Source organism: Pseudomonas sp. GW821-FHT05D12 (assembly GCF_059419825.1).
This window is the reverse complement of sequence record NZ_JBWKSN010000006.1, coordinates 427,124-453,092: the sequence shown is the minus strand read 5'-3', so window position 1 is coordinate 453,092 and position 25,969 is coordinate 427,124. Positions and strand designations below refer to the sequence as shown.

21 protein-coding genes and 1 tRNA gene are annotated in these 25,969 nt (G+C 62.3%); 20 read left to right on the top strand and 2 right to left on the bottom strand.

All coding sequences use genetic code 11. The annotated features are described in order from the left end of the window. The first annotated feature begins 1 nt into the window (after position 1). The 8 genes from AC07SI_RS14560 to AC07SI_RS14525 all read left to right on the top strand — a co-directional run bounded on the left by AC07SI_RS14560 (position 2) and on the right by AC07SI_RS14525 (position 7,410). Positions 2–77 (top strand) — tRNA-Glu (locus AC07SI_RS14560). A gap of 182 nt (positions 78–259) precedes the next feature. Continuing rightward, a complete protein-coding gene (locus AC07SI_RS14555; protein WP_065904511.1) occupies positions 260–799 on the top strand; it encodes a TetR/AcrR family transcriptional regulator in 540 nt (179 codons plus the stop codon). 16 nt (positions 800–815) lie between these two features. Then, entirely contained in the window at positions 816–1,649 is an 834-nt protein-coding gene (locus AC07SI_RS14550) for an alpha/beta hydrolase (RefSeq protein ID WP_495005949.1), read from the top strand. A gap of 41 nt (positions 1,650–1,690) precedes the next feature. Further along, complete coding sequence (locus AC07SI_RS14545; protein WP_106803170.1) at positions 1,691–2,125, top strand: acyl-CoA thioesterase; 435 nt, start codon at positions 1,691–1,693, stop codon at positions 2,123–2,125. Positions 2,126–2,180: 55 nt separating this feature from the next. Continuing rightward, the gene (locus AC07SI_RS14540; RefSeq protein WP_065904516.1) at positions 2,181–3,140 is read left to right on the top strand and encodes a tRNA dihydrouridine synthase; all 960 of its coding nucleotides are present in this window, start codon (positions 2,181–2,183) and stop codon (positions 3,138–3,140) included. A 481-nt stretch (positions 3,141–3,621) separates the two neighbouring features. After that, on the top strand, positions 3,622–4,977 hold the full coding sequence (locus AC07SI_RS14535; protein WP_495005948.1) for a hypothetical protein: 1,356 nt from the start codon (positions 3,622–3,624) through the stop codon (positions 4,975–4,977). Positions 4,978–5,479: 502 nt separating this feature from the next. Then, positions 5,480–6,067, top strand: coding sequence for a hypothetical protein (locus AC07SI_RS14530; RefSeq protein WP_495005947.1), 588 nt, complete (start codon positions 5,480–5,482; stop codon positions 6,065–6,067). Between the two features lie 191 nt (positions 6,068–6,258). Further along, positions 6,259–7,410: a hypothetical protein gene (locus tag AC07SI_RS14525; RefSeq protein ID WP_495005946.1), complete on the top strand. Its 1,152-nt coding sequence runs from the start codon at positions 6,259–6,261 to the stop codon at positions 7,408–7,410. A 3-nt stretch (positions 7,411–7,413) separates the two neighbouring features. Here the strand turns inward: AC07SI_RS14525 and AC07SI_RS14520 are convergent, their stop codons facing one another. Together AC07SI_RS14520 and AC07SI_RS14515 are read right to left on the bottom strand one after the other, a co-directional pair. Then, the gene (locus AC07SI_RS14520; protein ID WP_495005945.1) at positions 7,414–10,692 is read right to left on the bottom strand and encodes an EAL domain-containing protein; all 3,279 of its coding nucleotides are present in this window, start codon (positions 10,690–10,692) and stop codon (positions 7,414–7,416) included. A 65-nt stretch (positions 10,693–10,757) separates the two neighbouring features. Then, positions 10,758–11,648 (bottom strand): LysR family transcriptional regulator, encoded by an 891-nt coding sequence (locus tag AC07SI_RS14515; protein ID WP_065904527.1) that lies wholly within the window; start codon positions 11,646–11,648, stop codon positions 10,758–10,760. Between the two features lie 147 nt (positions 11,649–11,795). Here AC07SI_RS14515 and leuC point away from each other — a divergent pair, with 147 nt between their 5' ends. From leuC to AC07SI_RS14455, 12 genes are all read left to right on the top strand, one after another. Continuing rightward, complete coding sequence (gene leuC / locus AC07SI_RS14510; RefSeq protein WP_495005944.1) at positions 11,796–13,214, top strand: 3-isopropylmalate dehydratase large subunit; 1,419 nt, start codon at positions 11,796–11,798, stop codon at positions 13,212–13,214. Between the two features lie 10 nt (positions 13,215–13,224). After that, entirely contained in the window at positions 13,225–13,869 is a 645-nt protein-coding gene (gene leuD / locus AC07SI_RS14505) for a 3-isopropylmalate dehydratase small subunit (protein ID WP_065904531.1), read from the top strand. Between the two features lie 146 nt (positions 13,870–14,015). Then, entirely contained in the window at positions 14,016–14,780 is a 765-nt protein-coding gene (locus AC07SI_RS14500) for a class I SAM-dependent methyltransferase (protein WP_495005943.1), read from the top strand. A 53-nt stretch (positions 14,781–14,833) separates the two neighbouring features. Next, positions 14,834–15,916, top strand: a complete 1,083-nt coding sequence (gene leuB / locus AC07SI_RS14495) for a 3-isopropylmalate dehydrogenase (protein ID WP_065904535.1) — start codon at positions 14,834–14,836, stop codon at positions 15,914–15,916. A gap of 64 nt (positions 15,917–15,980) precedes the next feature. Then, positions 15,981–17,093 carry an aspartate-semialdehyde dehydrogenase gene (gene asd / locus AC07SI_RS14490; RefSeq protein ID WP_005789767.1) on the top strand — a complete coding sequence of 371 codons (1,113 nt, stop codon included), beginning with the start codon at positions 15,981–15,983 and terminating at the stop codon, positions 17,091–17,093. Positions 17,094–17,343: 250 nt separating this feature from the next. Beyond that, a complete protein-coding gene (locus AC07SI_RS14485) occupies positions 17,344–18,354 on the top strand; it encodes an aspartate-semialdehyde dehydrogenase (RefSeq protein WP_495005942.1) in 1,011 nt (336 codons plus the stop codon). A 161-nt stretch (positions 18,355–18,515) separates the two neighbouring features. Next, complete coding sequence (locus AC07SI_RS14480) at positions 18,516–21,071, top strand: FimV/HubP family polar landmark protein (RefSeq protein WP_495005941.1); 2,556 nt, start codon at positions 18,516–18,518, stop codon at positions 21,069–21,071. A 214-nt stretch (positions 21,072–21,285) separates the two neighbouring features. Continuing rightward, on the top strand, positions 21,286–22,110 hold the full coding sequence (truA, locus tag AC07SI_RS14475) for a tRNA pseudouridine(38-40) synthase TruA (protein WP_065904543.1): 825 nt from the start codon (positions 21,286–21,288) through the stop codon (positions 22,108–22,110). Positions 22,111–22,174: 64 nt separating this feature from the next. Continuing rightward, the gene (locus AC07SI_RS14470; RefSeq protein WP_495005940.1) at positions 22,175–22,807 is read left to right on the top strand and encodes a phosphoribosylanthranilate isomerase; all 633 of its coding nucleotides are present in this window, start codon (positions 22,175–22,177) and stop codon (positions 22,805–22,807) included. Between the two features lie 244 nt (positions 22,808–23,051). After that, positions 23,052–23,972, top strand: coding sequence for an acetyl-CoA carboxylase, carboxyltransferase subunit beta (gene accD, locus AC07SI_RS14465; RefSeq protein WP_025856447.1), 921 nt, complete (start codon positions 23,052–23,054; stop codon positions 23,970–23,972). Continuing rightward, positions 23,969–25,276, top strand: a complete 1,308-nt coding sequence (folC, locus tag AC07SI_RS14460; protein ID WP_495005939.1) for a bifunctional tetrahydrofolate synthase/dihydrofolate synthase — start codon at positions 23,969–23,971, stop codon at positions 25,274–25,276. The genes accD and folC overlap by 4 nt, the downstream gene beginning before the upstream one ends. After that, positions 25,260–25,922: an SPOR domain-containing protein gene (locus tag AC07SI_RS14455; RefSeq protein WP_065904548.1), complete on the top strand. Its 663-nt coding sequence runs from the start codon at positions 25,260–25,262 to the stop codon at positions 25,920–25,922. The genes folC and AC07SI_RS14455 overlap by 17 nt, the downstream gene beginning before the upstream one ends. Positions 25,923–25,969 lie beyond the last annotated feature (47 nt).

Below are 25,969 nucleotides of genomic sequence, written 5' to 3'. Positions count from 1 at the left end.
TGTCCCCTTCGTCTAGTGGCCTAGGACACCGCCCTTTCACGGCGGTAACAGGGGTTCGAGTCCCCTAGGGGACGCCACGATTACCCGCTCTGCGGGATTTTTAAGGGTCATTCAATTATTGAATGGCCCTTTTGTTTGTCTGGCGTTTGGCCAATCCTCTTCTCATTCCCCTTCCTGTGTTCTGACCAGCGGTCATGCCTGTCGCTTGCGAAATATTATTATGGTAATAATATTCAACCCATGAAAGACGGAGGCAACGATGAACGATAAAAAAGCGCAAACCCGCGAACGTATTCTGCAAGCCGCCAGCGCCGCGTTGATCCAGCGTGGCCCGGCCGAGCCGAGCGTGGGTGAAGTCATGGGCGCGGCGGGGCTGACCGTCGGCGGTTTCTACGCGCACTTTGAAAGCAAGGACGCGCTGATGCTGGAGGCCTTCACTCAGTTACTGGCCCGGCGTCGTGCATCGATCGACGATATGGATGCACAGCTGACCGGCGAAGAACGCAGGGGGCTGGTGGCGGCGTTTTACCTGTCACGCAAGCACCGCGACTCAACTGCCCAGGCGTGCCCGATCCCGGCCACCGTGGGCGAGATGGCCCGTTTGCCCGACGCTTTTCGCGATGCGCTGAACGAACACGTGGAGCTGATGGCCGCTCAACTCGCTGCCAGCCCCGAAGACACCGATAAAGCCCTGGCGGACATGGCGCTGATGATCGGTGGCCTGGCCTTGGCGCGCGCGCTGGGGCCGGGTGAGTTGTCGGATCGAGTGTTACGCGCGGCCAAGTCGGCGGTGCGTTAAGGAGAGGGCTTGCAGGATGGGCACATTGACCTGGATTCGTCGCATCAATGGCACGCTGGGGCACCTGGCACCGCACACGGTGGCCAACAAGATGCGTCGCGCCTTCATGACTCCGCGCGACCTGCCGCCGCGTGACTGGGAGCTGCCGCTGCTGGCGCAATCGGAGCGCATCACTTTGCGTTTCGGCTTGTCGGCTTTGCGTTGGGGCCAGGGCCCGGCGGTGCTGTTGATGCACGGTTGGGAAGGGCGCCCCACGCAGTTCGCCAGCTTGATCACCGCGTTGGTGGACAACGGCTACTCCGTGATTGCCCTGGACGGTCCCGCCCACGGGCTTTCTCCGGGGCGAGAAGCGCATGTGCTGCTCTTTGCGCGTGCCATGCTGGAGGCAGCGGCGGAACTGCCACCGTTGCACGCGGTGATCGGCCATTCGATGGGCGGCGCCAGTGCGATGCTGGCGGTGCAGTTGGGGCTGCGTACCGAGGCGTTGGTGAGCATTGCCGCGCCGTCGCGCTTTCTGGATGTGCTGCGCGGTTTTACCCAGATGGTCGGGCTGCCGGCGCGGGCGCGTTCGGCGTTTATCCAGGAAGTAGAGCTGACCTTCGGCATGCCGCTCAAGCATCTGGATGTGGCCCACTACCAGATGAATATCCCCGGCCTGATCGTGCACGCCGAAGACGATACCTTCGTGCCGGTCAAGGCATCGCAAGCCATCCATGAAGCCTGGTTCGACAGCCGCCTGCTACGCCTGGAGCAGGGCGGTCACCAGAAAGTACTGGCCGATCCCCGCGTGATCGACGGGGTACTGGCGCTGTTGGCCGGCCGTCGTCTACAGGAGCGGCAAACCGCCTGATACACTGCTCCCCGCCGACATTAATCGACTGGGAGCAAGGCATGGGCTGGGATTTGGCAACGCCGTTTATCATCGATCTGCAGGTCGCCCCTGAAGACATCGACGGCCTCGGGCACGCCAATAACGCGGTGTACGTGTCCTGGCTGGAGCGCTGCGCCTGGCGCCACTCACAGCGCCTGGGGCTGGATCTGACCGAATACCGCCGCCTGGATCGCGCCATGGCCGTGGTGCGGCATGAAATCGATTACCTGGCCGCCGGCTACGAGGGCGACGAGCTGCAACTGGCGACCTGGATCGTCGACTGGGACCAGCGCCTGAAAATGACCCGCCGCTTCCAGCTGCTGCGCCCGCGCGATGGCACCACGCTGTTGCGGGCGCAGACCACCTTTGTGTGCATCGAACTGTCCACCGGCAAGCCCAAGCGCATGCCGCCCGAGTTTCTCGACGGTTATGGCCCCGCCCTGACAGGGGGTTAACGGTTGCCGTGGGAAACCCAGTAAACTGCGCCACGATTTTTGTTGAGTGTTTTCCATGCAAATTGCTTTGGCGCCCATGGAGGGGTTGGTCGACAACATCCTGCGGGACGTGCTGACCCGAGTCGGCGGTATCGACTGGTGCGTGACCGAGTTCATTCGCGTCAACGACCGCTTGCTCACCCCGGCGTATTTTCACAAGCTCGCTCCGGAACTGCTGCACGGTGCCCATACCGCTGCCGGCGTGCCTCTGCGCGTGCAGTTGCTCGGCTCGGACCCGGTGTGCCTGGCGGAAAACGCCGCGCTCGCCTGCGAGTTGGGCTCGCAGGTCATCGACCTGAACTTCGGCTGCCCGGCCAAGACCGTCAACAAGTCGCGTGGCGGGGCGGTGCTGCTCAAGGAGCCGGAGCTGCTCAACCAGATCGTCGAACACGTACGCCGCGCTGTTCCCGCGCATATTCCGGTCACTGCCAAGATGCGCCTGGGTTTCGACAGCCCGGACGGCGCACTGGTCTGCGCAACCGCCCTGGCCGAGGGCGGCGCGGCGCACATTGTGGTGCATGCGCGGACCAAGACTGATGGTTACAAGCCGCCTGCGCACTGGGAGTGGATCCCGCGCGTGCAGGACGTGGTCAAGGTCCCGGTATTCGCCAACGGTGATATCTGGAGTGTCGAAGACTGGCGGCGTTGCCGGGAAATCAGCGGCGTCGAAGACATCATGCTCGGTCGCGGCCTGGTTGCGCGTCCTGACCTGGCACGCCAGATCGCCGCGGCACGCGCGGGTGAGGAAGTGGTGGAAATGACCTGGGCGCAACTGCAGCCCCTGCTTCAGGATTTCTGGACCCAATCGGTAGCGCAACTGACCGAGCGGCAGGCGCCGGGGCGACTGAAACAGTGGCTGGCGATGTTGACGCGCAATTACCCGGAAGCGGTGGAACTGTTTACCGCCCTGCGCCGCGAAACTGAACTTGACCAGGTCAGCCGTTTATTGGGGATGAGTCCTGCGGTTGCCGCCTGACCCCGGAAACTGTCTGCCGGTATTTCAAAACGAATGCTCCTTATCGAAAGATAAGGAGCATTTTTGCGTTTTAATACGTTTAAACGTTACCGGCGAAATATTCTGAAAGTCACTGTCGTTGTTCGAGTTGATAAACCAGCCAGTGCTGTGGGGTATGCCTGTGCGCGTGAACTATCACAGGCATTCGTTTGAAAGTACGGTTAATTATGTCGCTGAGTGACAGGTCTCTCGGTTTATAAGTGCATATGTCTGTCGCGAGAAGGTGCGGGCACGATAAATCACGGCTGGCTCCAGGTGGCGATGAGGCAAAGTCTGAAAGTTTGCTTTTCTTTCCTTATGTGAAGCGCGATTTCTGGAACTCGATAGCGTCAGTTTCCACGAATTAGGAGACTGAGATGCAACGCGGTTGTATTCAGCCTCCATAAATCCTATCGCTGTCCCAGGTATTCACCGCCTGGCTGCGCTGACTAAGGAATTTGATATGTCTTTCTCGATTAATAATTCGCCTTATGTAAAGTTCGATACAGCTCCCCAAGACCCACAAACGCCCACACTCCCAAAAAGCGCTGCAACACTCTCTACACCGGCGACTGATTCAAAAGTTATCCCGCCTGCTACCCAGCAAGATATTAGCCGAGGGCCGCAGGGCGAAATGATGATTAACGCCCGCGCGCTTTCAAAGTTATTTGACATGCTTGAACAAGTCTTCAAAGCCATGCGCGAAATGCTGTCGGGGAAAGATGTAACTCCCGACCTCAAGGCCGCTTCCGATACGGCGGCCAAAGCCAAGGTCAAGCCGGATGCCGCGCCTCACGACAAAGCGAGTACGGATTCAAGCGCGTTGCCGAAAGTTGCGCCGAATGCAGCAGACCAACCAAAAGTGAAGGCAGAGGCGAACCCGCAGCCGAAAGTAGCGCCCGACGCGGCAGACCAGCCCAAAGTGAAACCAGAGGCGAACCCGTTGCCGAAGGTGGCGCCCGACGCGGCAGAGCAGCCAAAAGTGAAGCCAGAGGCGACCCCGTTGCCGAAGGTGGCTCCCGACGCGGCAGACCAGCCCAAAGTGAAACCAGAGGCGAACCCGTTGCCGAAGGTGGCTCCCGACGCGGCAGACCAGCCAAAAGTGAAGCCAGAGGCGACCCCGCAGCCGAAAGTGGCGCCCGACGCGGCAGACCCGCTGAAAGTGAAGCCTGGGGCGAACCCGTTACCCAAGGTCGCACCCGATGCCGCAGAGCAGCCAAAGGTCAAAATAGATGATGGCGGGCTGAGTGTGATTACGCCTAAAGCCATTCCGGGCGTTCTACCTCCGTTTCCCCAACCCGATGTCAAAGTTACCAACAATGCCAATGCGCAGGTGAAAGTGGAGGTCAATGTCAACCATTGTCACTGCCCTGACACCCGCTCCGAGCATGACAAAGGCGTGCGGCCGCCGCTCACGCCCCAACCCAAGCCAGACGCTGCGCCACAGCCACCGCTCACGCCCCAACCCAAGCCAGACGCTGCGCCACAGCCACCGCTGACGCCACAGCCAAAGCCAGACGCTGCACCGCAGCCGCCGCTCAATCCACAGCCCAAGCCAGACGCTGCACCACAGCCACCGCTCACGCCACAACCCAAACCAGACGCTGCACCACAGCCACCGCTCACGCCACAGCCCAAGCCAGACGTTGCACCGCAGCCACCGGTCAATCCACAGCCCAAGCCCGACGTTGCACCGCAGCCGCCGGTCAACCCTGTCGTGCCAACGCCTGTGCCTGATGTGACCAGCCCGGGCCCCGCTGAAAACCAAACCGATCTGCAGGGCTGGAGCTTTATCAACCGTCGACGGGTAAGGACTTGATGCCTGGCGTCGTGTTTCGACTTCTTCGATAAAAAACAGCGCTCTCCGGACCAGGCGTTCGGAGAGTCGCTAAAAAAGTGGAGAGACAGTCATGTCATGCTGCTCAATTAATAATATTGCTCGCGTAGTGGACGTACGCCAGGCGTTGAACAGGGAGTTACCGGACGCAACTAATGAAACCACGGGGCCTGGTGAACCGAAACAGTCAGGCTTTGGCCCAGGCCCTGTATCGACGCCCGTGAGCGTGCCGCAGAACAATGTCGCGATAGGAGATAACTTAGCCCCGATTGCCGGCCTGATTACATTGTTCAATTCATTGATCACTCGGTTGATCGACTTGATATCGGCTAGACCGGACAAGAGCACTCCCGCTATTACGCCGAGACCAGAAGTCACTCCCCCGTTAGTGCCGGCGCCCATGCCAGCGCCAATACCGGCCCCTCTGCCAGCGCCGGCACCCGCACCGCAACCGATGCCCACTGTACCGACCCAGATCCCGAACTTGTCCGATAAACGCAACGGCACCAAGCCGGACAATATCTGGAGTGGCTTCCGCCAAGGCCCGGATGGCAACTGTGTCACGGTATCCGCCATCAAGGCAGCGATGTATCGGTTTGGCCAAAGCCCTACGGATATCTATAAGGAGGTGTTAAAGACGAACGACGGTTATCGAGTAACGATGCGTGATGATGTTGTGGTCAGGCTGACCGACCAGGAGTTGCAAATAGGCGCGGCAGGCTCGCTATTTAAAGGCACGGATAAAGGCATGCTCAAGGACGCGCAGTTTCTGTTCGCGGTCAGTGCCAAGCGGGCACAAATGGAAAACAACGACGGCACGGCAGCGCGCAGTTTTAGAGCGGCTGTAAAGAGTTTGAACGATGGCGAAGATGACAACGGCCCCGGTGAAGGCTTCCTGCGCTTGGGGCTGAGGCACCATATGAAGCGGGTCAGCGTGCGCGATCTGGCCAAGGGCCAATTGGGCATGTGCAACCGAGCCTACCATTCGGTGGCCGTGATCAATGGACGCGAAGAGATTTACGGGCGGCAGGGCTCGGCGCCGACGCGGGGTGACGCCGTCGCACTGATCTGATCCACGGCTATTCGTTTCCTGTTAAAGGATGCAGCCGGGATCTCTGGCTGCACTTTTTTCCTGCCCTGTCTTGAGTGAACAATTCCATGAACGCTTCAATTGATGGTCGTGGCTCGGTGGTGCCAAATCGGTTGCCTGAGCCTGTTGCGAGTGGTTTCAATGTGCAGGCCGGTGCGAAACGGGGTGACCTCGTGAATGCACTTCAAGGCGCCGAGCGTCGATTCGGCGAGCGCTTTGACTGCAGTACTCACGTGGCCGTTATCAATATGATGATGATGACCCTCGGCCCGCGTGCCTCCGATGTTTTCAGCGAAGTCACCCCGGCGGGTGATGGTTATGCCGTCACCATGAAGGATCAATACCGGGTGCAGGTGTCCCAGGCCGAGCTTGAGCGGGCCGCGCAGGCTTCGCGGTTCAGCGGGCAGGACCCTGACGTGGTGAAGCACGCCAACTTCATGTTGGCTGCGTTTGTAAAGCGCAAGCAGCAGTTGGGGTGCTATCCGACGTTTGAGGCGGCCCTGGCAAAAAGCCTTGAGGGCGAGACAAGCAAGCGTTGCCTGGAAGGGATGGGCGTCTATGGGCTGTCGCGTTGGGTTGCCGCTCGTGACATGGTCGGCAGGGAGTCGCCCTGGGTCCGCCAGACCCATGACTTTGGCGCCGCGCTCGTGGTGGGGGTCGCCAGTCACCCACACGGCAATGGTTACGGGTATGTGTTGTTCGATGACCGTGAGACGCCGCCGCAAAGGGACGGGGTGGAGTCTCAAGTGGCGGAGGGCATCAGGCATGCCGACATCTGGAGCGGCTTTTACCAGGGCGTCGAGGGCAATTGCGTCACCGTGTCGGCAATCAAGGCCGCCATCACTCGTTTCCCGGAAGGTATCTACACGTCCATCGTCAGGACGCCGGGCGGCTGCGAAGTGACGATGCGCGATGGCTTCCGGCTGCGTTTGAGCCATGCCGAGCTGAGGCAGGCCACCGCCGCCTCGAACTTTGCCGGCAGCAACCCGGTGTTGCTGGACTACGCGAACTTCCTGTACGCCTGCAGCGCCAAGCGGGCGCAAATGGAAAACAACGACTTCCGCGCCGAACAAGGGTTTGCGGTGGCGCTGGAAACCCTCAACGATGGCGAGTACCCCGGCGAGGCCCTGCAACGGCTGGGGCTGTTCGGCTATATCCGTAACAGCACGGCTGAAGAATTGGCCGACGGCGCCATCGGCACGCTTGCGGACGGCTGGCACTCCGTGGCGGTAGTGGGCGGGGCGCTGGACCTGTATGGGCAAAAGTACGACCTAGGCAGCTCGCACTGGAAGCGCAAGACGCTGACCGCCTTGAAGCTGGTGTGAGTATTAACCCAGCAACTGCCTGAACCCCTCGATCGGCAAGGGCCGGCTGTGTAAGAAACCCTGGAACAAATGGCAGCCCAGCTTTTGCAGGAATGCCAGTTGCTCCGAGGTTTCCACGCCTTCGGCAATCACTTCCAGGTTCAAGCTGCGAGCCATGGCCACGATGGCGCGGATGATTTCGGCGTCGTTCGGGTCGTGGGTCGCGTCGCGTACAAACGACTGGTCGATTTTCAGCGCATCCACCGGCAGGCGCTTGAGGTAGGTCAGCGATGAATAGCCGGTGCCGAAGTCATCCATCGCAAAGCTCACGCCGAGTTTTTTCAGCCGGCGCATCTTGCTGATGGTGTCTTCCAGGTTCTGGATCACGATGCCTTCGGTGATTTCCAGCTTCAGCAGGCTGTAAGGCAGTCGATGTTGCTTGAGGCTGCGCTCCACCCGTTCGACAAAGTCGTTCTGGCGAAACTGTCGGGGGCTGATATTTACGCACAGGCTGAAATTCAACGGGTCCACCAGGCCGTCGGCAATCAATTGCTCGAACGCGGCGCAGGCTTCATCGAGGATCCAGGTGCCCACTTCGAGGATCAGGCCGCTGTCTTCCAGCACCTTGATAAATTCGGTGGGGGACTGTGCGCCCAGCTGTGGATGCTGCCAGCGCACCAGTGCTTCGGCCCCGACGATCTTGTTGCCGCGCGCATCCACCTGCGGCTGGTAATGCACGCTGAACTCCCCACGCGAGAGTGCCAGGCGCAGGTCAGTCTCCATGCGCAGCCGCTCGCTGGCGGTTTTCTGCATGCTGTTGTGGAACATCTGCGTGGTGTTGCGCCCCGAGTCCTTGGCGCGGTACAGGGCGATGTCGGCGCGCTTGAGCAAGTCGGCCGGGGTCGAGCCATGATCGGGAATCAGTGCCACGCCAATGCTCGGCGTGACCTGCAAGCGGTGGCCATCGAGGAACATCGGTTCCGAAAGCAATTCGCGCAGGGTATCGGCCAGTTCCTGCACCTGGCCGCTGACTTCGCTGCGCGTACCCTCCAGCCCGCTGAGCAGCACCACAAATTCATCGCCGCCCAGGCGCGCCACCGTGTCCTCCATGCGCACGCTGGCTTCGAGGCGTGCGGTGACGATTTTCAGCACCGTGTCGCCCACCGGGTGGCCGAGTGAATCGTTGATGTGCTTGAAGTGGTCGAGGTCGAGAAACAGCAGGGCACCGCGCAGGTTGTGGCGCTTGAGCAGGGCAATCTGCTGGCTCAGGCGGTCCATCAGCAGCGCGCGGTTGGGCAGGTTGGTCAGCGGGTCGTGATAGGCCAGGTGGCGAATCTGTGCCTGGGCGTTCTTCAACAGGCTTACGTCGCGCGCGGTCAGCAGCAGGCACGGGGTTTCATTGAGGGTGATCGGCTCGACCGACACCTCCACCGCCAGCACTTCGCCACGCTTGTTGTGCCAGAGCATTTCCAGGTGATGGATGCGCCCCTTGATCTGCAGCTCGGCGAGCAATGCCGCGCGCTGGTTTTCGTCGGCCCAGATGCCGATCTGGTACAGCGTCAGGCCGATGGCATCCTCGGCGCGGTAGCCGGTCAGGCGGCAGAAGCCGTCGTTGACCTCGACATAACGGCCGGTGTCGCGCTCGGTGATGGAAATCGCGTCGGGGCTGGAATGAAACGCCTTGGCGAACTTCTCTTCGCTGGCCTTCAGCGCGGCCTCCGAGCGTTGCTGCTGGGTAATGTCGCGCAACGTGGTGACGATGCACGGCTGGTTGCCGACCTTGATCAGGCGGCTGGAAATCACGCAGGTTAGGGCCTGGCCGTTCTTGTGGTGCACCACGATGGCCACGTTGCTCAGTCCCTGCTCGCGGATCACCCGTTCGATACGCTGCAGGCGCTTGCTCGATTCGTCCCACAGGCCGATCTGCTCGGCGCTCTTGTCGATGACCTCGGCGGCGGTCCAGCCGAAGGTCTGGGTAAAGGCCGGGTTGATCTCGATGAATGCACCGCTGTCCAGGTAGGTGACGCAGATCGGATCGGGGCTGGCCTGGAACAGGCTGGCAAATTTTTCCTCGGAGGCGGTCAGGCGTTGTTCGCGTTCGACCTGGTCGGTGATGTCCAGCAGGGTGCCGGCCATGCGCTGCGGCGCGCCCAGTTCGTCGCGGTAGAGGCGGGCGCGGCTTTCCAGGTAACGCGAGCTGCCATCCTCCAGCTGCACGCGGTAGGTCAACTGATAGTTGCCGGCCGGGCCTTCGCGCAACGTGCGGTAGGCGTCGCGCATATTGTCGCGTTCTTCATCGGGCATGCCTTCAAAGAAGGCCTCGAAGGATTCATGGAACGGCTCGGGCGGCAAGCCATGCAACTGGGCGGCGCGGGCCGAGCCGTAGAGCATGCCGCTGGGAATGTGCCAGTCCCAGGTGCCCAATTGCGCGGAGTCCAGCGCCAGGTCGAGGCGCTCCTGGCTGTCCTTGAGCGCCTGCTCGGCATTTTTGCGATCGGTGGTGTCGACAAAGGTGCTGATCAGGTAGGCCTCGCCCTCCAGTTCGACTTTCTGCGCGCTGAGCGTGCCATCGTGAATCTGCCCGTTGCTGGCGCAGAACTGTACTTCCATGCTGATCGGTTCGCCCTTGCGCTGAGTGGCCCTGACCAGTTGCGCGCGTTGTTCGGGGTGGCGCCACAGGCCCAGGTCCAGGGTGGTGCGGCCAATGACGTCGGCCACCGGCCAGCCGAAGTGCATTTCGAAATACTGGTTGGCTTCGCTGATCAGCCCGTCGGATTGGCGAGTCAGCAGGACCATGTTCGGGCACAGGTGAAACAGCGTGGCGAAGCGCTTTTCGGAGTGGCTGAGGGCGTGCTCGCGCTCGCGCTGGCGGGTGGTCTCGCGGATCACCCCGATCATGCGGCGCCGGCCCGCCTTGTCGGGGGCCAGGCTGCCGTTGATTTCCAGCCAGTGATGGCTGCCGTCCGGCCACTGGATGTGGTGATGCATGGCCTGCTCGAACGGCTCGCCGGCCAGCACCGCATGAAAGGCGCGCACGACGCGGGTGCGGTCCTGCGGTGCGAGCAGGTCCAGGTAGTCGAGGTCCTTGGGCAGCGGTTGGCGCGGATCGAAGCCGAACAGCGCCTGGGTACCCCGCGACCAACTGATGCGCCCGGTGTCGATTTCCCAGCACCATGCGCCCAGCCGCGCCGCATTCAGGGCGGCCAGCAGTTGCGGGGCACTGTCCCAGCTTTGCTCCGCCTCTTGAGGGTCAAGGGCGTAGATGCGCGGCAGGGGAGGCAAGGAATCGACGGGGTTGCGCATTATCAAGGGGCCTTGGCTCTGTGGGCGTTCGGCGCGGTAGGTTCAGACCTTGAGGGCGCACAAGTTCATGCCGGTGTCCCTGGCAGATCGACCTGTGCATCCAATAGGCTCATGAAAGCCCGCGCAGCGTTCGACAGCGTCCTTTCGGTGTGCACGATATAGCCTAGCTGGCGACTGAGCTGTATGCCCGGCAAAGCGATACTTGCCACCTGATCGTCGAGCATGGTGCGTGGCAAAACGCTCCAGGCCAGGCCGATCGACACCATCATCTTGATAGTTTCCAAGTAGTTAGTGCTCATCGCGATATTCGGCGTCAGGCCCTGGGCCTCGAACAGCCGGCTGACAATATGGTGCGTAAAGGTGTTGCCTCCGGGGAAAACCGCCGGGTGGCCGGCAATATCGGCCAGGCTGACGGAGCCGTTGCTGATCAGGCTGTGTTCCGGCGCCACCACGAAATCCAGCGGGTCGTCCCACACCGGGGTGGCGCGGACAAGGTGGTGAGGATCGGGCGCCAAGGTGATCACGGCCACTTCGGCGCGGCCGTGGAGGATTTCTTCGTAGGCCACTTCCGAATCGAGAAACTGGATATCCAGCGCCACATTCGGGTACTCGCGGGTAAACGTGCGCAGGATCGGCGGCAGGCGGTGCAGGCCGATATGGTGGCTGGTGGCCAAGGTCAGGCGACCGCTGACTTCACCGGTCAGGTTGGTGAGGGCGCGGCGGGTGTCGTCCAACACATTCAGGATCTGATAGGCACGCGGCAGCAGGGCGCGGCCGGCCTCGGTCAGGCCCACTTCACGGCCCAGGCGGTCGAACAGGCGAACCTTCAATTGTTGCTCCAGGCCGGCAATTCGCTTGCTGATGGCCGGCTGGGTCAGGTGCAGGCGTTCACCGGCGCCAGAGAAACTGCCGGTCTCGGCGATGGCAATAAAGGCATTGAGGTTGGCCAGGTCCATTGTGCTATTCCAGTTGGTAATCCAAAGCATAAAAAATATGAATTTGAGTTATTTAATGTAGCGCCATACCATCAGCCTCACAAGCCAAAGGGTTATTGAATGTCTCAAGACCCGGGGCATAGAAAGACCGCTGATGAGGACCGACTGATGGCCGGCAAAACGCTTTACGACAAGCTTTGGGATTCCCATGAAGTGAAACGGCGCGACGATGGCTCGTCGCTGATCTATATCGACCGTCACATCATCCATGAAGTGACCTCGCCCCAAGCGTTCGAAGGCCTGCGCCTGGCCGGGCGCAAGCCTTGGCGCGTCGACTCGATCATCGCCACCCCGGATCACAACGTACCGACGACTCCCGAGCGCAAGGGCGGCATCGAAGCGATTGCCGACCAGGTCTCGCGTTTGCAGGTGCAAACCCTCGACGATTACTGCGACGAATATGGCATCACCGAATTCAAGATGAATGACGTGCGTCAAGGGATCGTGCACGTGATCGGCCCGGAGCAGGGCGCCACCTTGCCGGGCATGACCGTGGTCTGCGGCGACTCCCACACCTCCACCCACGGTGCCTTTGGCGCCCTGGCCCACGGCATCGGCACGTCCGAGGTGGAACATGTGTTCGCCACCCAGTGCCTGGTCGCCAAGAAAATGAAGAACATGCTGGTGCGCGTTGAAGGCAAGCTGCCCTTCGGTGTGACCGCCAAGGACATCGTCCTCGCGGTGATCGGCAAGATCGGCACCGCTGGCGGTAACGGGCATGCCATCGAGTTCGCCGGTAGCGCGATCCGCGACCTGTCCATCGAAGGCCGCATGACCATCTGCAACATGTCCATCGAGGCCGGTGCCCGCGTGGGCATGGTGGCGGCGGATAAAAAAACCGTGGAATACGTCAAAGGCCGTCCGTTCGCCCCGCAAGGTGCGGAGTGGGATGCCGCCGTCGAAGCCTGGAAAGACCTGGTGTCCGACGCCGATGCGGTGTTCGACACCGTGGTCGAGCTGGACGCTGCCCAGATCAAGCCGCAGGTCAGCTGGGGCACTTCGCCGGAAATGGTCTTGGCCGTCGACCAGAACGTGCCGGACCCGGCGCAGGAAGCCGACCTGGTCAAGCGCGGCTCCATCGAGCGCGCCTTGAAGTACATGGGCCTCAAAGCCAACCAGGCGATCACCGACATCCAGTTGGATCGCGTGTTTATCGGTTCCTGCACCAACTCGCGGATCGAAGACCTGCGCGCCGCGGCGGTGATCGCCAAGGGCCGCAAGGTGGCCTCGACCATCAAGCAAGCGATCGTGGTGCCAGGTTCGGGCCTGGTCAAGGCGCAAGCCGAAGCCGAAGGCCTGGACAAGATCTTCCTCGAAGCCGGGTTTGAATGGCGTGAGCCGGGCTGCTCGATGTGCCTGGCGATGAACCCGGACCGCCTGGAGTCGGGCGAGCATTGCGCGTCGACCTCCAACCGTAACTTCGAAGGGCGTCAGGGCGCCGGTGGGCGTACCCACCTGGTCAGCCCGGCCATGGCCGCCGCCGCTGCCGTCAACGGTCGTTTCATCGACGTTCGCGAATTGATCTGAGGAAAACCCGATGAGAGCTTTTACCCAACACACAGGATTGGTCGCGCCGTTGGACCGTGCCAACGTCGACACCGACCAGATCATCCCCAAGCAGTTCTTGAAGTCGATCAAGCGCACCGGTTTCGGCCCCAACCTGTTCGACGAGTGGCGCTACCTGGACGTGGGTTATGCCTACCAGGACAACTCCAAGCGCCCGTTGAACAAGGACTTCGTGCTCAACGCCGAGCGCTACCAGGGCGCCAGCGTGTTGCTGGCCCGGGAAAACTTCGGTTGCGGCTCCAGCCGTGAACACGCGCCGTGGGCCCTGGAAGAATATGGCTTTCGCAGCATCATCGCGCCGAGCTACGCCGACATCTTCTTCAACAACAGCTTCAAGAACGGCCTGTTGCCGATCATCCTGAGCGACGCTGAAGTGGACGAGCTGTTCAAGCAGGTTGAAGCCGATGTCGGCTACCAGCTGACTGTCGACCTGGCCGCGCAGACCGTGACCCGTCCGGACGGCAAGGTGTATCACTTTGAGGTGGACGCGTTCCGCAAGCACTGCCTGCTCAACGGCCTGGACGACATCGGCCTGACCTTGCAGGACGGCGATGCGATTGCGGCGTTTGAAGCCAAGCACCGGGCCAGCCAGCCCTGGTTGTTTCGTGATGCGTAATTCTATATAGGCTGCACTGGCCCCTTCGCGAGCAAGCCCGCTCCCACATTCGACCGAGTTCCTTGAGTTGAAATGCGATCAAATGTGGGAGCGGGCTTGCTCGCGAAAGGGCCTGTACGAACAACACAAAAGCCAGGAACATCACCATGACCAACACCGCCCACACCCAAGTCGTGCAAAAACAATTCGGCGAGCAAGCCTCGGCCTACCTGAGCAGTGCCGTGCACGCCCAGGGCACCGAGTTCGCGCTGCTCCAGGCCGAGCTGGCCGGGCAGGACAGTGCACGACTGCTGGACCTGGGCTGCGGCGCCGGGCATGTGAGTTTCCAGGTGGCACCACTGGTCAGGGAAGTCGTGGCCTACGACCTGTCCCAGCAGATGCTCGACGTGGTGGCCGGCGCCGCCAAGGACCGTGGCCTGGGCAATATCCGCACTGTCCACGGCGCCGCCGAACGCCTGCCGTTTGCCGACGGCGAGTTTGACTTTGTGTTCAGCCGCTACTCGGCCCATCACTGGAGCGACCTCGGCCTGGCCCTGCGTGAAGTGCGCCGGGTGCTCAAGCCGGGTGGCGTGGCGGCGTTCGTCGATGTGTTGTCACCGGGCAGCCCACTGTTGGACACTTACCTGCAAACCGTCGAGGTGCTGCGCGACACCAGCCACGTGCGTGATTACTCCGCCGCCGAATGGCTGCGCCAGCTCAGCGAAGCCGGCCTGCATGTGCGCACCAGCAGCCGCCAGCGCCTGCGCCTGGAATACACCTCGTGGGTCGAACGCATGCGTACGCCGCAGGCGCTGCGCGCCGCGATCCTTGAGCTGCAGCAGGCGATGGGCCAGGAAGTGCGCGATTATTACGAGATTCAAGCCGACGGCACCTTCAGCACCGACGTGCTGGTGGTCTTCGCCGAGCGCTGATTAACTTTTTCCGACCTGCCCACGGGCAGGTCGCTTGATGAAATGAGGAACGCATGAGCAAGCAGATTCTGATTCTCCCTGGCGACGGTATTGGTCCGGAAATCATGGCCGAAGCGGTCAAAGTCCTGGAACTCGCCAACAGCAAGTACAGCCTGGGCTTCGAATTGAGCCACGACGTGATCGGCGGCGCCGCCATCGACAAGCATGGCGTGCCGCTGGCTGACGAAACCCTGGACCGCGCCCGCGCGGCCGACGCCGTGCTGCTCGGCGCCGTGGGTGGCCCGAAGTGGGACAAGATCGAGCGTGACATCCGTCCTGAGCGCGGCCTGCTGAAAATCCGTGCGCAACTGGGCCTGTTCGGCAACCTGCGCCCGGCGATCCTCTACCCGCAACTGGCCGATGCCTCGAGCCTCAAGCCGGAAGTGGTCGCGGGCCTGGATATCCTGATCGTGCGCGAACTGACCGGCGGTATCTATTTCGGCTCGCCACGCGGCGTGCGCGAGTTGGAAAATGGTGAGCGCCAGGCCTACGACACCCTGCCGTACAGCGAGAGCGAAATCCGCCGGATCGCCCGTGTCGGCTTCGACATGGCCCGCGTGCGTGGCAAGAAAGTCTGCTCGGTGGACAAGGCCAACGTGCTGGCGTCCAGCCAGCTGTGGCGTGAAATCGTCGAAGAAGTCGCCAAGGACTACCCGGACGTCGAGCTGAGCCACATGTACGTCGATAACGCCGCCATGCAACTGGTGCGTGCGCCGAAGCAGTTCGACGTGATCGTCACCGACAACCTGTTCGGCGACATCCTGTCCGACCAGGCGTCGATGCTCACCGGCTCCATCGGCATGCTGCCGTCGGCGTCCCTGGACACCAACAACAAGGGCATGTACGAGCCTTGCCATGGTTCGGCGCCGGACATCGCGGGCCAGGGCATTGCCAACCCGCTGGCGACCATCCTGTCGGTGTCGATGATGCTGCGCTACAGCTTCAACCTGGGCGAAGCGGCGGATGCAATCGAGAAGGCCGTGAGCCTGGTGCTGGATCAAGGTTTGCGTACCGGCGACATCTGGTCGCAGGGTTGCACCAAGGTCGGCACACAAGAAATGGGCGACGCAGTAGTCGCCGCGCTGCGGAATCTGTAATCTCTCGGGCCCGCTTGCAGTTGTTGCTGCAAGGCGGCCCACTTTTTAACAAGGTGTAGTTGCGATGAAACGTGTAGGTCTGATCGGTTGGCGCGGTATGGTCGGTTCCGTGCTCATGCAGCGGATGCTGGAAGAGCAGGATTTCGATCTTATTGAGCCGGTGTTTTTCACCACTTCGAATGTCGGTGGCCAAGGGCCGTCCGTGGGCAAGGATATTGCCCCGCTCAAGGACGCCTACAGCATTGAAGAGCTGAAAACCCTCGACGTGATTCTGACCTGCCAGGGTGGCGACTACACCAGCGAAGTCTTCCCCAAGCTGCGTGAAGCCGGCTGGCAGGGCTACTGGATCGACGCCGCCTCGAGCCTGCGCATGCAGGACGACGCGGTGATCATCCTCGACCCGGTCAACCGCAAGGTCATCGACCAGCAGCTGGATGCCGGCACCAAGAACTACGTCGGCGGCAACTGCACCGTCAGCCTGATGCTGATGGGCCTGGGCGGCTTGTTCGAAGCCGGCCTGGTCGAGTGGATGAGCGCGATGACGTATCAGGCGGCCTCCGGTGCCGGCGCGCAGAACATGCGTGAGCTGATCAAGCAGATGGGCGCGACCCACGCGGCCGTCGCCGATCAACTGGCCGACCCGGCCAGCGCGATCCTCGACATCGACCGCCGTGTGGCCGAAGCCATGCGCAGCGATGCCTACCCGACCGAGAACTTCGGCGTGCCGCTGGCCGGCAGCCTGATCCCGTGGATCGACAAGGAACTGCCGAACGGCCAGAGCCGTGAAGAGTGGAAGGCCCAGGCCGAAACCAACAAGATCCTCGGGCGCTTCAAGAACCCGATCCCGGTGGACGGCATCTGCGTGCGCATCGGCGCCATGCGCTGCCACAGCCAGGCGCTGACCATCAAGCTGAATAAAGACGTGCCGATCGCTGATATCGAAGGGCTGATCAGCCAGCACAACCCGTGGGTCAAGCTGGTGCCGAACAATCGCGACATCAGCATGCAGGAGCTGAGCCCGACCAAGGTCACCGGCACCCTGAATGTACCGGTGGGCCGTCTGCGCAAGTTGAACATGGGCAGCCAGTTCCTCGGCGCATTCACCGTGGGCGACCAGCTGCTGTGGGGCGCGGCGGAGCCGCTGCGTCGCATGCTGCGGATCTTGCTGGAGCGTTGATCGCTTCCTTGCATTGAAAAACCCCGTGACCTGGTGACAGGTGCGGGGTTTTTTATTGCCCTGGAGGGCCTCATCGCAGGCAAGCCAGCTCCCACATTTGGTCGCATTCAACTGAAGAAACTCGGTCGAATGTGGGAGCTGGCTTGCCTGCGATGAGGCCATCAGCCATCCCCCAAAAACCCAGGCTAATTGCCTCACCCCCAGCCACCCGGTAAAGTGCCGCTCCCCCCGCAATGCCCGAGGCAGCCCCATGACCCAGACCTTTGAAATCGCCGTGATCGGCGCCACCGGCACCGTTGGTGAAACCCTGGTGCAGATCCTCGAAGAACTGGATTTCCCGGTGGGCACCCTGTATCTGCTGGCGGGCAGCAACTCCGCCGGGGCATCGGTGCCGTTTCGCGGCAAGAATGTGCGGGTCAAGGAAGTCGACGAGTTCGATTTCAGCAAGGCGCAATTGGCGTTCTTCGCGGCGGGGCCGGCAGTGACCCTGAGCTTCGCGCCACGGGCCACGGCCGCCGGATGCTCGGTGATCGACCTGTCGGGCGCCTTGCCCGCAGAGCAGGCGCCCCACGTGGTGCCGGAGGCCAATGCTGAGGTGCTGAAGGGGCTGAAAAAGCCATTCCAGCTCGCCAGTCCCAGCCCCTCTGCCACCAACCTGGCCGTGGTCCTGGCGCCATTGCGCGGCCTGCTGGATATCCAGCGGGTGAATGTCACCGCCTGCCTGGCAGTCTCCGCCCAGGGCCGTGAGGCCGTCAGCGAGCTGGCCCGGCAAACCGCCGAGCTGCTGAACGTGCGTCCGCTGGAGCCGCAGTTCTTTGATCGGCAGATGGCGTTCAACCTGCTGGCGCAAGTCGGCACGCCAGACGCCCAGGGCCACACCGCGCTGGAAAAACGCCTCGTCCACGAACTGCGCGCGGTGCTGGGCTTGCCTTCCCTGAAGATTTCCGCCACTTGCGTTCAAGCCCCGGTGTTTTTTGGCGATAGCCTGACAGTGTCGTTGCAATTGGGGGCAGCGGTGGATCTGGCTGCCGTCAATCGCGCGCTGGACGCAGCGCCCGGCATCGAGCTGGTCGAGGAGGGGGATTACCCCACCGCCGTGGGCGATGCGGTGGGCCAGGATGTGGTCTATGTCGGCCGAGTGCGCGCCGGTGTGGATGACCCGGCGGAACTAAATTTGTGGCTGGCGTCAGATAACGTACGCAAAGGCGCAGCGCTTAACGCCGTACAGCTGGCGCAGTTGTTGATAAAAGGCCTTGCGTAAAAGATACTTGGCGGCAATTTGTAGATTGATTCTAGCCAGGCGCTATGCTTGGCCCGAAGCGGAACAGAAGCGTGTCGGTGACCTATCGGCTCGCCATGCCTTATGGCAGCGGTTACCAACCTTCTCGCAGGCCGGGGAGTGTTCAAACAAAGGATGAGGCTATGGTTCAAGTTCGCAAACTGGTGTTAGCAATAGCGGCCGCCTCGGCGCTGTCCTCCGGTATGGCGCAGGCGCTGCAGCTGGGGGAGATGACCCTCAAGTCGAAGTTGAACCAGCCATTGTCGGTGGAAATCGAATTGCTCGATGTCGGTGGCCTCACGGCGTCCGAGATCACCCCGAGCCTGGCTTCCGACCAGGCGTTTGTGGATGCCGGGGTTGACCGCCAGGCCTTTCTCAATGACCTGACCTTTACACCGGTGGTCAATCCCAACGGCCGCAGCGTGGTGCGTGTCACCTCCAGCAAGCCGTTGCCCGATTCCTACGTACGCTTCCTGCTGCAGGTGCAATGGCCCAACGGCCGCTTGATGCGCGACTACAGCGTGTTGCTTGACCCGGCAAAATTCGACCAGCCAGCGCCGACGGCCGCAGTCCCTGCACCGCGTGCGGGGACTGCAGCCAGCACCGCGCCTGCAGCGACCAAGCCTGCGCAACACACAACCACCTCCCGCGATACCTTGTGGGAAATTGCCGCGAAGAACCGTAACGGCGGTTCGGTACAGCAGACCATGCTGGCTATCCAGGCGCTCAACCCCGATGCGTTTATCGACGGCAATATCAACCGCCTGAAAACCGGCCAGGTCCTGCGCCTGCCCGACCCGGTGCAAAGCACCGCACTTGCGCAACCACAGGCGATTGCCGAAGTCAGCGCACAGAACGCCGCCTGGCGTGAGGGGCGCCGTTCGGGCACGAATCAAGCAGCAGGCAAGCAACAGCTGGACGCCACCCGGCGTACCCAGGCCGGCAATGCACCGGCAAGCACCAACGCCAAGGACAACCTGAGCCTGGTCTCGGCCGAAGCAGCGCGCAAAGGCGGCAAGGGCAAGGCCGGCGACGGCCAGGCGCTGAGCGACAAGCTGGCGATGACCCAGGAACAACTCGACACCACTCGCCGCGACAACGAAGAGCTGAAAAGCCGTGCGGCCGACTTGCAGAGCCAGTTGGACAAGCTGCAAAAGCTGATTCAGCTGAAGAACGATCAACTCGCGCGCTTGCAGGCGGAGAAGGGTGATCCGAGCGCGCAGGCCACGGCGGCGATGCCCGCGCAGTTGGCCAGCGACCCGGCGGCCGCTTCAACGGCCCCTGCAGCCCCGGCCGCTGCCGCTACGCCAGCAGCGCCCGCACCCGAGCCGATCAAGCCGGAGGCTGCGCCCGCCACCACCGAAGGCAAATTCAATGACCTGCTGACCAACCCGATCGTCCTGGGGGTGATCGGCGGTGCGGCGGGCTTGCTGGTGCTGCTGCTCCTGCTGTTGTGGGCGCGTCATCGCAATGCGCGCCTGGAAGAGGAAAAGCACCTGCGCATGGCGCGGGCCCTGGCTGAAGAGCCGGCCTTCACCTCCAATATCGACCACGACCTGCCGCCCGACAGCTTCGAAGGCCTGGAAGTACCGCCGCCGAACGTCAAGCTGGCGGCCGCTCCCGCGCCGGCCACAGTGGTTGAGCCGGCGGTGGTGGCGCCGACGGTTGCTTCGGTGCTCGCGCCGCTGGCCGTTGCCGTGGCCCCGGGAAATGCCAACGACGCATTGGTACAGGCACAGTCGCATCTAGACCGTGGCCATCTGAACCAGGCCGCTGACGTGTTGGAGCAAGCGATCAAGCACGAGCCCAAGCGCAGCGACCTGCGCTTGAAGCTGATGGAAGTCTACGGCCTGCAAAACGACAAGGACGGTTTCGTCACCCAGGAGCGTCAACTGGTCGCCAACGGTGAAAACCATGCCCAGGTCGAGCAGCTCAAGAGCCGCTTCCCGGCCATGGCGGTGCTGGCGGCAGGCGTCAGTGCCGCCGTCGCCGCGGCCGCGCTGGATGCCCAGTACGTCAAGGATTTGCTTGAAGACAAACCCGCGACCCCTGAGCCTGAGGCGTTCGACACCGATTTCGACCTGAGCCTGGACGATCTCGAAGCGGCTTCGCCGGCCGAGGTCAAGGGTGATCAGCAGACGTTTGAATCGCTGTTGCAGCAGCAGACCGAAGCCAAGGCGAGCCCGGATGATCTCTCGGACTTCGACCTCGACCTGCAGTTGGATGCCCCGGTTTCGGCGCAGTCCGACGACGACTTCCTCTCCGGCCTTGAAGACCAGATGAAGGATGTGCCGGCGGTCGAGCCGCCGACCCTGACGCCTGCGGCGCTGGATGACTTCGACCTGCCGGAAGATTTCGACCTGTCCCTGGCCGACGAACCGGAGGCCACCGCCAAGCCTGATGCCTTCGCCTCGGAGCTGGATGACGTCAACGCCGAGCTGGATCGCCTGTCGCAGAGCCTGGAGCACCCCTCCATCGAGCCGTCCTTCACCGCTGAAGACGCGGCGCTGGGCGGTGATGAGCCGGAGTTCGACTTCCTCTCCGGCACTGACGAAGTCGCCACCAAGCTCGACCTGGCCCAAGCCTATATCGACATGGGCGACGCCGACGGTGCGCGGGATATCCTTTCCGAAGTGCTCACCGAAGGTGATGAAGTGCAGCGCGGCGAGGCCAAGGAAATGCTCGGCCGGCTGGCGTAACAGTCGATAGTTGATGCAGCGGCGACCTTCGGGTCGCCGTTTTGTTTTTGTCGGCGCTGGTTTGCCGGCGATACCCTTCGCTCGGTTTTACCGAAAGACCGGGTCGCTTGCATCGCAGGCAAGCCAGCTCCGGCACAAATCGGCATAATGGCGGCCTTTGCGCAACTCATCAGGCTCTCAGTTCTTGGCAAATATAGATAATCCGGTCGCCGAAATGGCGGCTGACGGCTTTTACCGCATCGCCCTGGGCGTGGAATACAAAGGTTCGCGCTATCGCGGCTGGCAGCGTCAGGCCTCGGGTGTGTTGACGGTGCAGGAAACCCTCGAGAATGCCCTGGCGAAAGTCGCCGACTCCCCCATATCGCTGATGTGCGCCGGACGCACCGATGCCGGCGTGCATGCGTGCGGCCAGGTGGTGCACTTTGACACCCAGGCCGAGCGTTCGATGAAAGCGTGGGTGATGGGCGCCAATATCAATTTGCCGCATGACGTCAGCGTCAGCTGGGCCAAGGTCATGCCGGCGCATTTTCATGCGCGTTTCAAGGCGATTGCCCGGCGTTATCGCTACGTGATCTACAACGACCAGATCCGCCCGGCGCACCTCAACCAGGAAATTACCTGGAACCACCGCCCGCTGGACGCCGAGCGCATGGCCGAGGCCGCGCAGCACTTGGTCGGCGTGCATGATTTCAGCGCCTTTCGCGCGGGGCAGTGCCAGGCCAAGTCGCCGATCAAGGAAGTCCACCACCTGCGCGTGACCCGTCACGGCAAGATGATTGTGCTGGATATCCGTGCCGGGGCGTTCCTGCACCATATGGTACGAAATATTGCCGGTGTACTGATGACCATCGGCACCGGCGAGCGTCCGGTTGAATGGGCCAAGGAAGTGCTGGAAAGCCGCATACGCCGCACCGGCGGGGTGACGGCGCATCCGTTCGGCCTGTACCTGGTGCAAGTGGAGTACCGTGACGAGTTCGAGCTGCCGGAGCGTTTCATCGGGCCACACTTCCTCACAGGTTTCAGTGAACTTGGCGGCTGACGCCCGGAGAAGCTTTTGTTACCATCCGGGACTTTCTCGGTTCAACCCCTGAGGTTTCTACGATATGTCTGCCGTTCGCAGCAAGATTTGCGGGATTACCCGCATAGAAGACGCGCTGGCGGCAGTCGAGGCGGGGGCGGATGCCATCGGTTTCGTGTTTTATGCACGCAGTCCGAGGGCGGTGAATGTGTTGCAGGCGCGGGCGATCATCAATGCCTTGCCGCCGTTTGTGACCACCGTGGGCCTGTTCGTCAATGCCAGCCGCTGCGAACTCAACGAAACCCTGGATGCCGTGCCGCTGGATATGCTGCAGTTTCACGGCGACGAAACCCCTGATGAGTGCGAAAGCTACCAGCGCCCGTATATCAAGGCGTTGCGGGTCAAGGCCGGTGACGATATCGCCCGTGCCTGCGCCGCCTATACCGGTGCACGCGGGATCCTCCTGGATACGTATGTCGAAGGCGTGCCCGGTGGCACCGGTGAGGCGTTCGACTGGTCGCTGATTCCTCCGGGGCTGAGCAAGCCGATCATCCTCGCCGGGGGGCTCAACCCCGACAACGTCGGCGCGGCGATCGCGCAGGTGCGCCCGTATGCGGTGGACGTCAGCGGTGGGGTAGAGCAGGGCATGGGCATCAAGGATCACAGCAAGATTCGCGCATTCATGCAGGCTGTGCGCAACACCAGTGGCGGGATGTGACGGCTGGCAGTCTGCCGCCGTCCATAACTACCACTGTGTAAAACAGCCCGGCGCCGCCTGTGGGTGGCCCGGCAATGAAGTGGCAAGCCTGCGCTGGCAGGTTGTCTGGAAGGCTGAGGATGCAGGCGGGAAATGGCTGGTCGAACACCTGACCCCGTCCCACCTGTGTCATCGCCACATATGAATTTAGCTCAAGGGCATACGCGGGGCTGTGTTCAAGCCACCGGTACTGGAGAAAGAAAGCATGAGCAACTGGTTAGTAGACAAACTGATCCCTTCGATCATGCGTTCCGAGGTGAAGAAAAGCTCGGTTCCTGAAGGTCTGTGGCACAAGTGCCCATCCTGCGACGCGGTGTTGTACCGCCCCGAGCTGGAAAAGACCCTGGACGTTTGCCCCAAGTGCAATCACCACATGCGTATCGGCGCCCGCGCCCGCATCGATATCTTCCTCGACGCCGAAGGCCGTAACGAGCTGGGTGCGGACCTGGAACCGGTTGACCGCCTGAAGTTTCGCGACGGCAAGAAGTACAAGGACCGCCTGACCGCTGCGCAAAAGCAGACCGGTGAGAAGGACGCACTGATTTCCGTCAGCGGCAAGCTGCTGGGCATGCCGGTGGTGGTGTCGGCGTTCGAGTTTTCCTTCATGGGCGGTTCCATGGGGGCCATCGTCGGCGAGCGCTTTGTTCGCGCTGCCAACTACGCCCTGGAAAACCGTTGCCCGATGATCTGCTTCGCCGCCTCTGGTGGTGCGCGTATGCAGGAAGCGCTGATCTCCCTGATGCAAATGGCCAAGACCTCTGCGGTACTGGCGCGTCTGCGCGAGGAAGGCATTCCATTCATCTCCGTACTGACCGACCCGGTCTACGGCGGCGTTTCCGCCAGCCTGGCGATGCTCGGTGACGTGATCGTCGGTGAGCCAAAAGCCCTGATCGGCTTCGCCGGCCCGCGCGTAATCGAGCAGACCGTGCGCGAAAAACTGCCGGAAGGCTTCCAGCGCAGCGAGTTCCTGCTGGAGCATGGCGCCATCGACCTGATCATCCCGCGCGGCGAACTGCGTCCACGCCTGGGTAACCTGCTGGCACAAATGATGGGCCTGCCGACCCCTGTGTACGTCGCGCCTAAAGTCGAGCCAATCGTCGTCCCACCGGTGCCTGCAAACCTATGACCCAACGTACCCTCGGCGAATGGCTCGCCTACCTTGAGCAGTTGCATCCGTCCGCCATCGACATGGGCCTGGAGCGCTCGCAACAGGTAGCGGCCCGCCTTGGGTTGGGTCGGCCGGCGCCGCGAGTGATCACGGTGACCGGCACCAACGGCAAAGGCTCTACGTGTGCCTTTGTCGCGGCGCTGCTGCAGGCCCAAGGGCTGAAAGTCGGCGTCTACAACTCTCCGCACCTGCTGCGCTACAACGAGCGGGTGCAGCTCAATGGCGTCGAAGCCACGGATGAGCAACTCTGCGAAGCCTTTGCGGCACTTGATGCCGGCCGGGGCGACATCTCCCTGACTTACTTCGAAATGGGCACCCTGGCGGCGTTCTGGTTGTTCGAGCGCGCGCAACTCGATGTGGTGGTGCTGGAAGTCGGCCTGGGCGGGCGCCTGGACACGGTCAACGTGGTGGATGCCGACATGGCCCTGGTCACCAGCATTGGTGTGGACCATGCCGACTACCTGGGCAATACCCGTGAGTCGGTGGCTTATGAAAAGGCCGGGATCTTTCGCCAGGGCAAGCCTGCGCTGTGTGGGGACGTGGATCCGCCGTCTACCTTGCTCGACAAGGTCCGCGAGCTGGATTGCCCGTTCTTCCTGCGCGGTCGTGAATTCAATCTCGAAATCGGTGACCGGCACTGGCAGTGGCGCGGGCGTGATGCGCGTGGCCAGTTGGTGGAGCTGCATGACCTACCGCTGTTGAACCTGCCGATGGAAAATGCCGCGCTCGCGCTGCAAGCCTATCTGCTGCTGGATCTGCCGTGGGATGCCGCGCAGATTGCGGCGACGTTGCTGGCGACCCGCGTAGTGGGGCGCCTGGATCGTCGTGAATTCGAATGGCAAGGCAAGCGCCTGAACCTGCTGCTGGATGTGGGGCATAACCCGCATGCGGCCGAGTACCTGGCGCAGCGCCTGTCACGCACGCCACCGGTCGGGCGTCGCCTGGCGGTCTTCGGGTTGTTGGCGGACAAGGACCTGGATGGCGTGGTTGCGCCGCTGCTGGCGAGCGTCCAGGCTTGGGCGGTCGCGCCGCTGGATACGCCGCGAAGCCGTCCTGCGGTTGAGTTGGAAAAGGCGTTGCAGAACCTTGGTGCGCCGGTGGCGTCGTATGCAAGCCTGACCGCAGCCCTTGAGGCGCAGTGTGCGGTGGCGACGGCCGAGGACGAAATTCTGTTGTTCGGATCATTTTATTGTGTTGCCGAGGCGCTTGAGTGGTTGGCCCGGCGCTCCACGGAGGAAGCTGCACATGGCATTACTGGATAGCGCATACAAGCAGCGAATGGTCGGAGCCCTGGTTCTGGTGGCATTGGCGGTGATCTTCCTGCCGATGCTGTTTTCCCGCCAGGACGAACAGCGCCAGGTGGTGGTGGAGGCGCCAGCCGCGCCGCAGGCACCGGCGGTGCCGCAGGTGCAGGTTGAGCCAGTGGTGGTGCCCGAGCCGCAGGTCCTGCCGGAAGAAGAACCGGTGCCGACCGATGATGAAGTGGCCGCGCAACAGGCGCCGTCGATGCCCGTGCAGCCAAGCGTGCCGGTGGTCAAGCCGGCTCCGGCCGCGCCTGTCGCCGCTGCCAAGCCCGCAGCGCCGGCACCGGCGCCCAAGCCGGTCGCGCCGCAGCCTGCCGCACCGGGTAAGCCGGACGTGGGGCAGAGCCGTATCGACCCGAATGGCCTGCCGATCAGTTGGTCGATTCAAGTCGCCAGCCTGGGCAATCGCGACGGCGCCGATGCGCTGCAGAAAAAGCTGCGTAGCCAGGGGTATAACGCCTATATCCGCAGTGCCGACGGCAAGAACCGGGTGTTTATCGGGCCGCTGATCGAGCGTGCCGAGGCCGACCGTCTGCGCGACTTGCTGGATCGCCAGCAGAACTTGAAGGGGTTCGTCACCCGTTTCCAGCCTGAGCGCGGTTGATCACTGTCACTCTCTGGTTGGAATGCTGGCCAAATGTGGGAGCTGGC

Excerpts from the sequence above, each read along its gene's own strand:
- AC07SI_RS14555 (WP_065904511.1), top strand. The coding sequence starts at position 260 with ATGAACGATAAAAAAGCGCAAACCCGCGAACGTATTCTGCAAGCCGCC.
- AC07SI_RS14550 (WP_495005949.1), top strand. The coding sequence starts at position 816 with ATGGGCACATTGACCTGGATTCGTCGCATCAATGGCACGCTGGGGCAC.
- AC07SI_RS14545 (WP_106803170.1), top strand. The coding sequence starts at position 1,691 with ATGGGCTGGGATTTGGCAACGCCGTTTATCATCGATCTGCAGGTCGCC.
- AC07SI_RS14540 (WP_065904516.1), top strand. The coding sequence starts at position 2,181 with ATGCAAATTGCTTTGGCGCCCATGGAGGGGTTGGTCGACAACATCCTG.
- AC07SI_RS14535 (WP_495005948.1), top strand. The coding sequence starts at position 3,622 with ATGTCTTTCTCGATTAATAATTCGCCTTATGTAAAGTTCGATACAGCT.
- AC07SI_RS14520 (WP_495005945.1), bottom strand. The coding sequence starts at position 10,692 with ATGCGCAACCCCGTCGATTCCTTGCCTCCCCTGCCGCGCATCTACGCC.
- AC07SI_RS14515 (WP_065904527.1), bottom strand. The coding sequence starts at position 11,648 with ATGGACCTGGCCAACCTCAATGCCTTTATTGCCATCGCCGAGACCGGC.
- leuC (WP_495005944.1), top strand. The coding sequence starts at position 11,796 with ATGGCCGGCAAAACGCTTTACGACAAGCTTTGGGATTCCCATGAAGTG.
- leuD (WP_065904531.1), top strand. The coding sequence starts at position 13,225 with ATGAGAGCTTTTACCCAACACACAGGATTGGTCGCGCCGTTGGACCGT.
- AC07SI_RS14500 (WP_495005943.1), top strand. The coding sequence starts at position 14,016 with ATGACCAACACCGCCCACACCCAAGTCGTGCAAAAACAATTCGGCGAG.
- leuB (WP_065904535.1), top strand. The coding sequence starts at position 14,834 with ATGAGCAAGCAGATTCTGATTCTCCCTGGCGACGGTATTGGTCCGGAA.
- asd (WP_005789767.1), top strand. The coding sequence starts at position 15,981 with ATGAAACGTGTAGGTCTGATCGGTTGGCGCGGTATGGTCGGTTCCGTG.
- AC07SI_RS14485 (WP_495005942.1), top strand. The coding sequence starts at position 17,344 with ATGACCCAGACCTTTGAAATCGCCGTGATCGGCGCCACCGGCACCGTT.
- AC07SI_RS14480 (WP_495005941.1), top strand. The coding sequence starts at position 18,516 with ATGGTTCAAGTTCGCAAACTGGTGTTAGCAATAGCGGCCGCCTCGGCG.
- truA (WP_065904543.1), top strand. The coding sequence starts at position 21,286 with ATGGCGGCTGACGGCTTTTACCGCATCGCCCTGGGCGTGGAATACAAA.
- AC07SI_RS14470 (WP_495005940.1), top strand. The coding sequence starts at position 22,175 with ATGTCTGCCGTTCGCAGCAAGATTTGCGGGATTACCCGCATAGAAGAC.
- accD (WP_025856447.1), top strand. The coding sequence starts at position 23,052 with ATGAGCAACTGGTTAGTAGACAAACTGATCCCTTCGATCATGCGTTCC.
- folC (WP_495005939.1), top strand. The coding sequence starts at position 23,969 with ATGACCCAACGTACCCTCGGCGAATGGCTCGCCTACCTTGAGCAGTTG.
- AC07SI_RS14455 (WP_065904548.1), top strand. The coding sequence starts at position 25,260 with ATGGCATTACTGGATAGCGCATACAAGCAGCGAATGGTCGGAGCCCTG.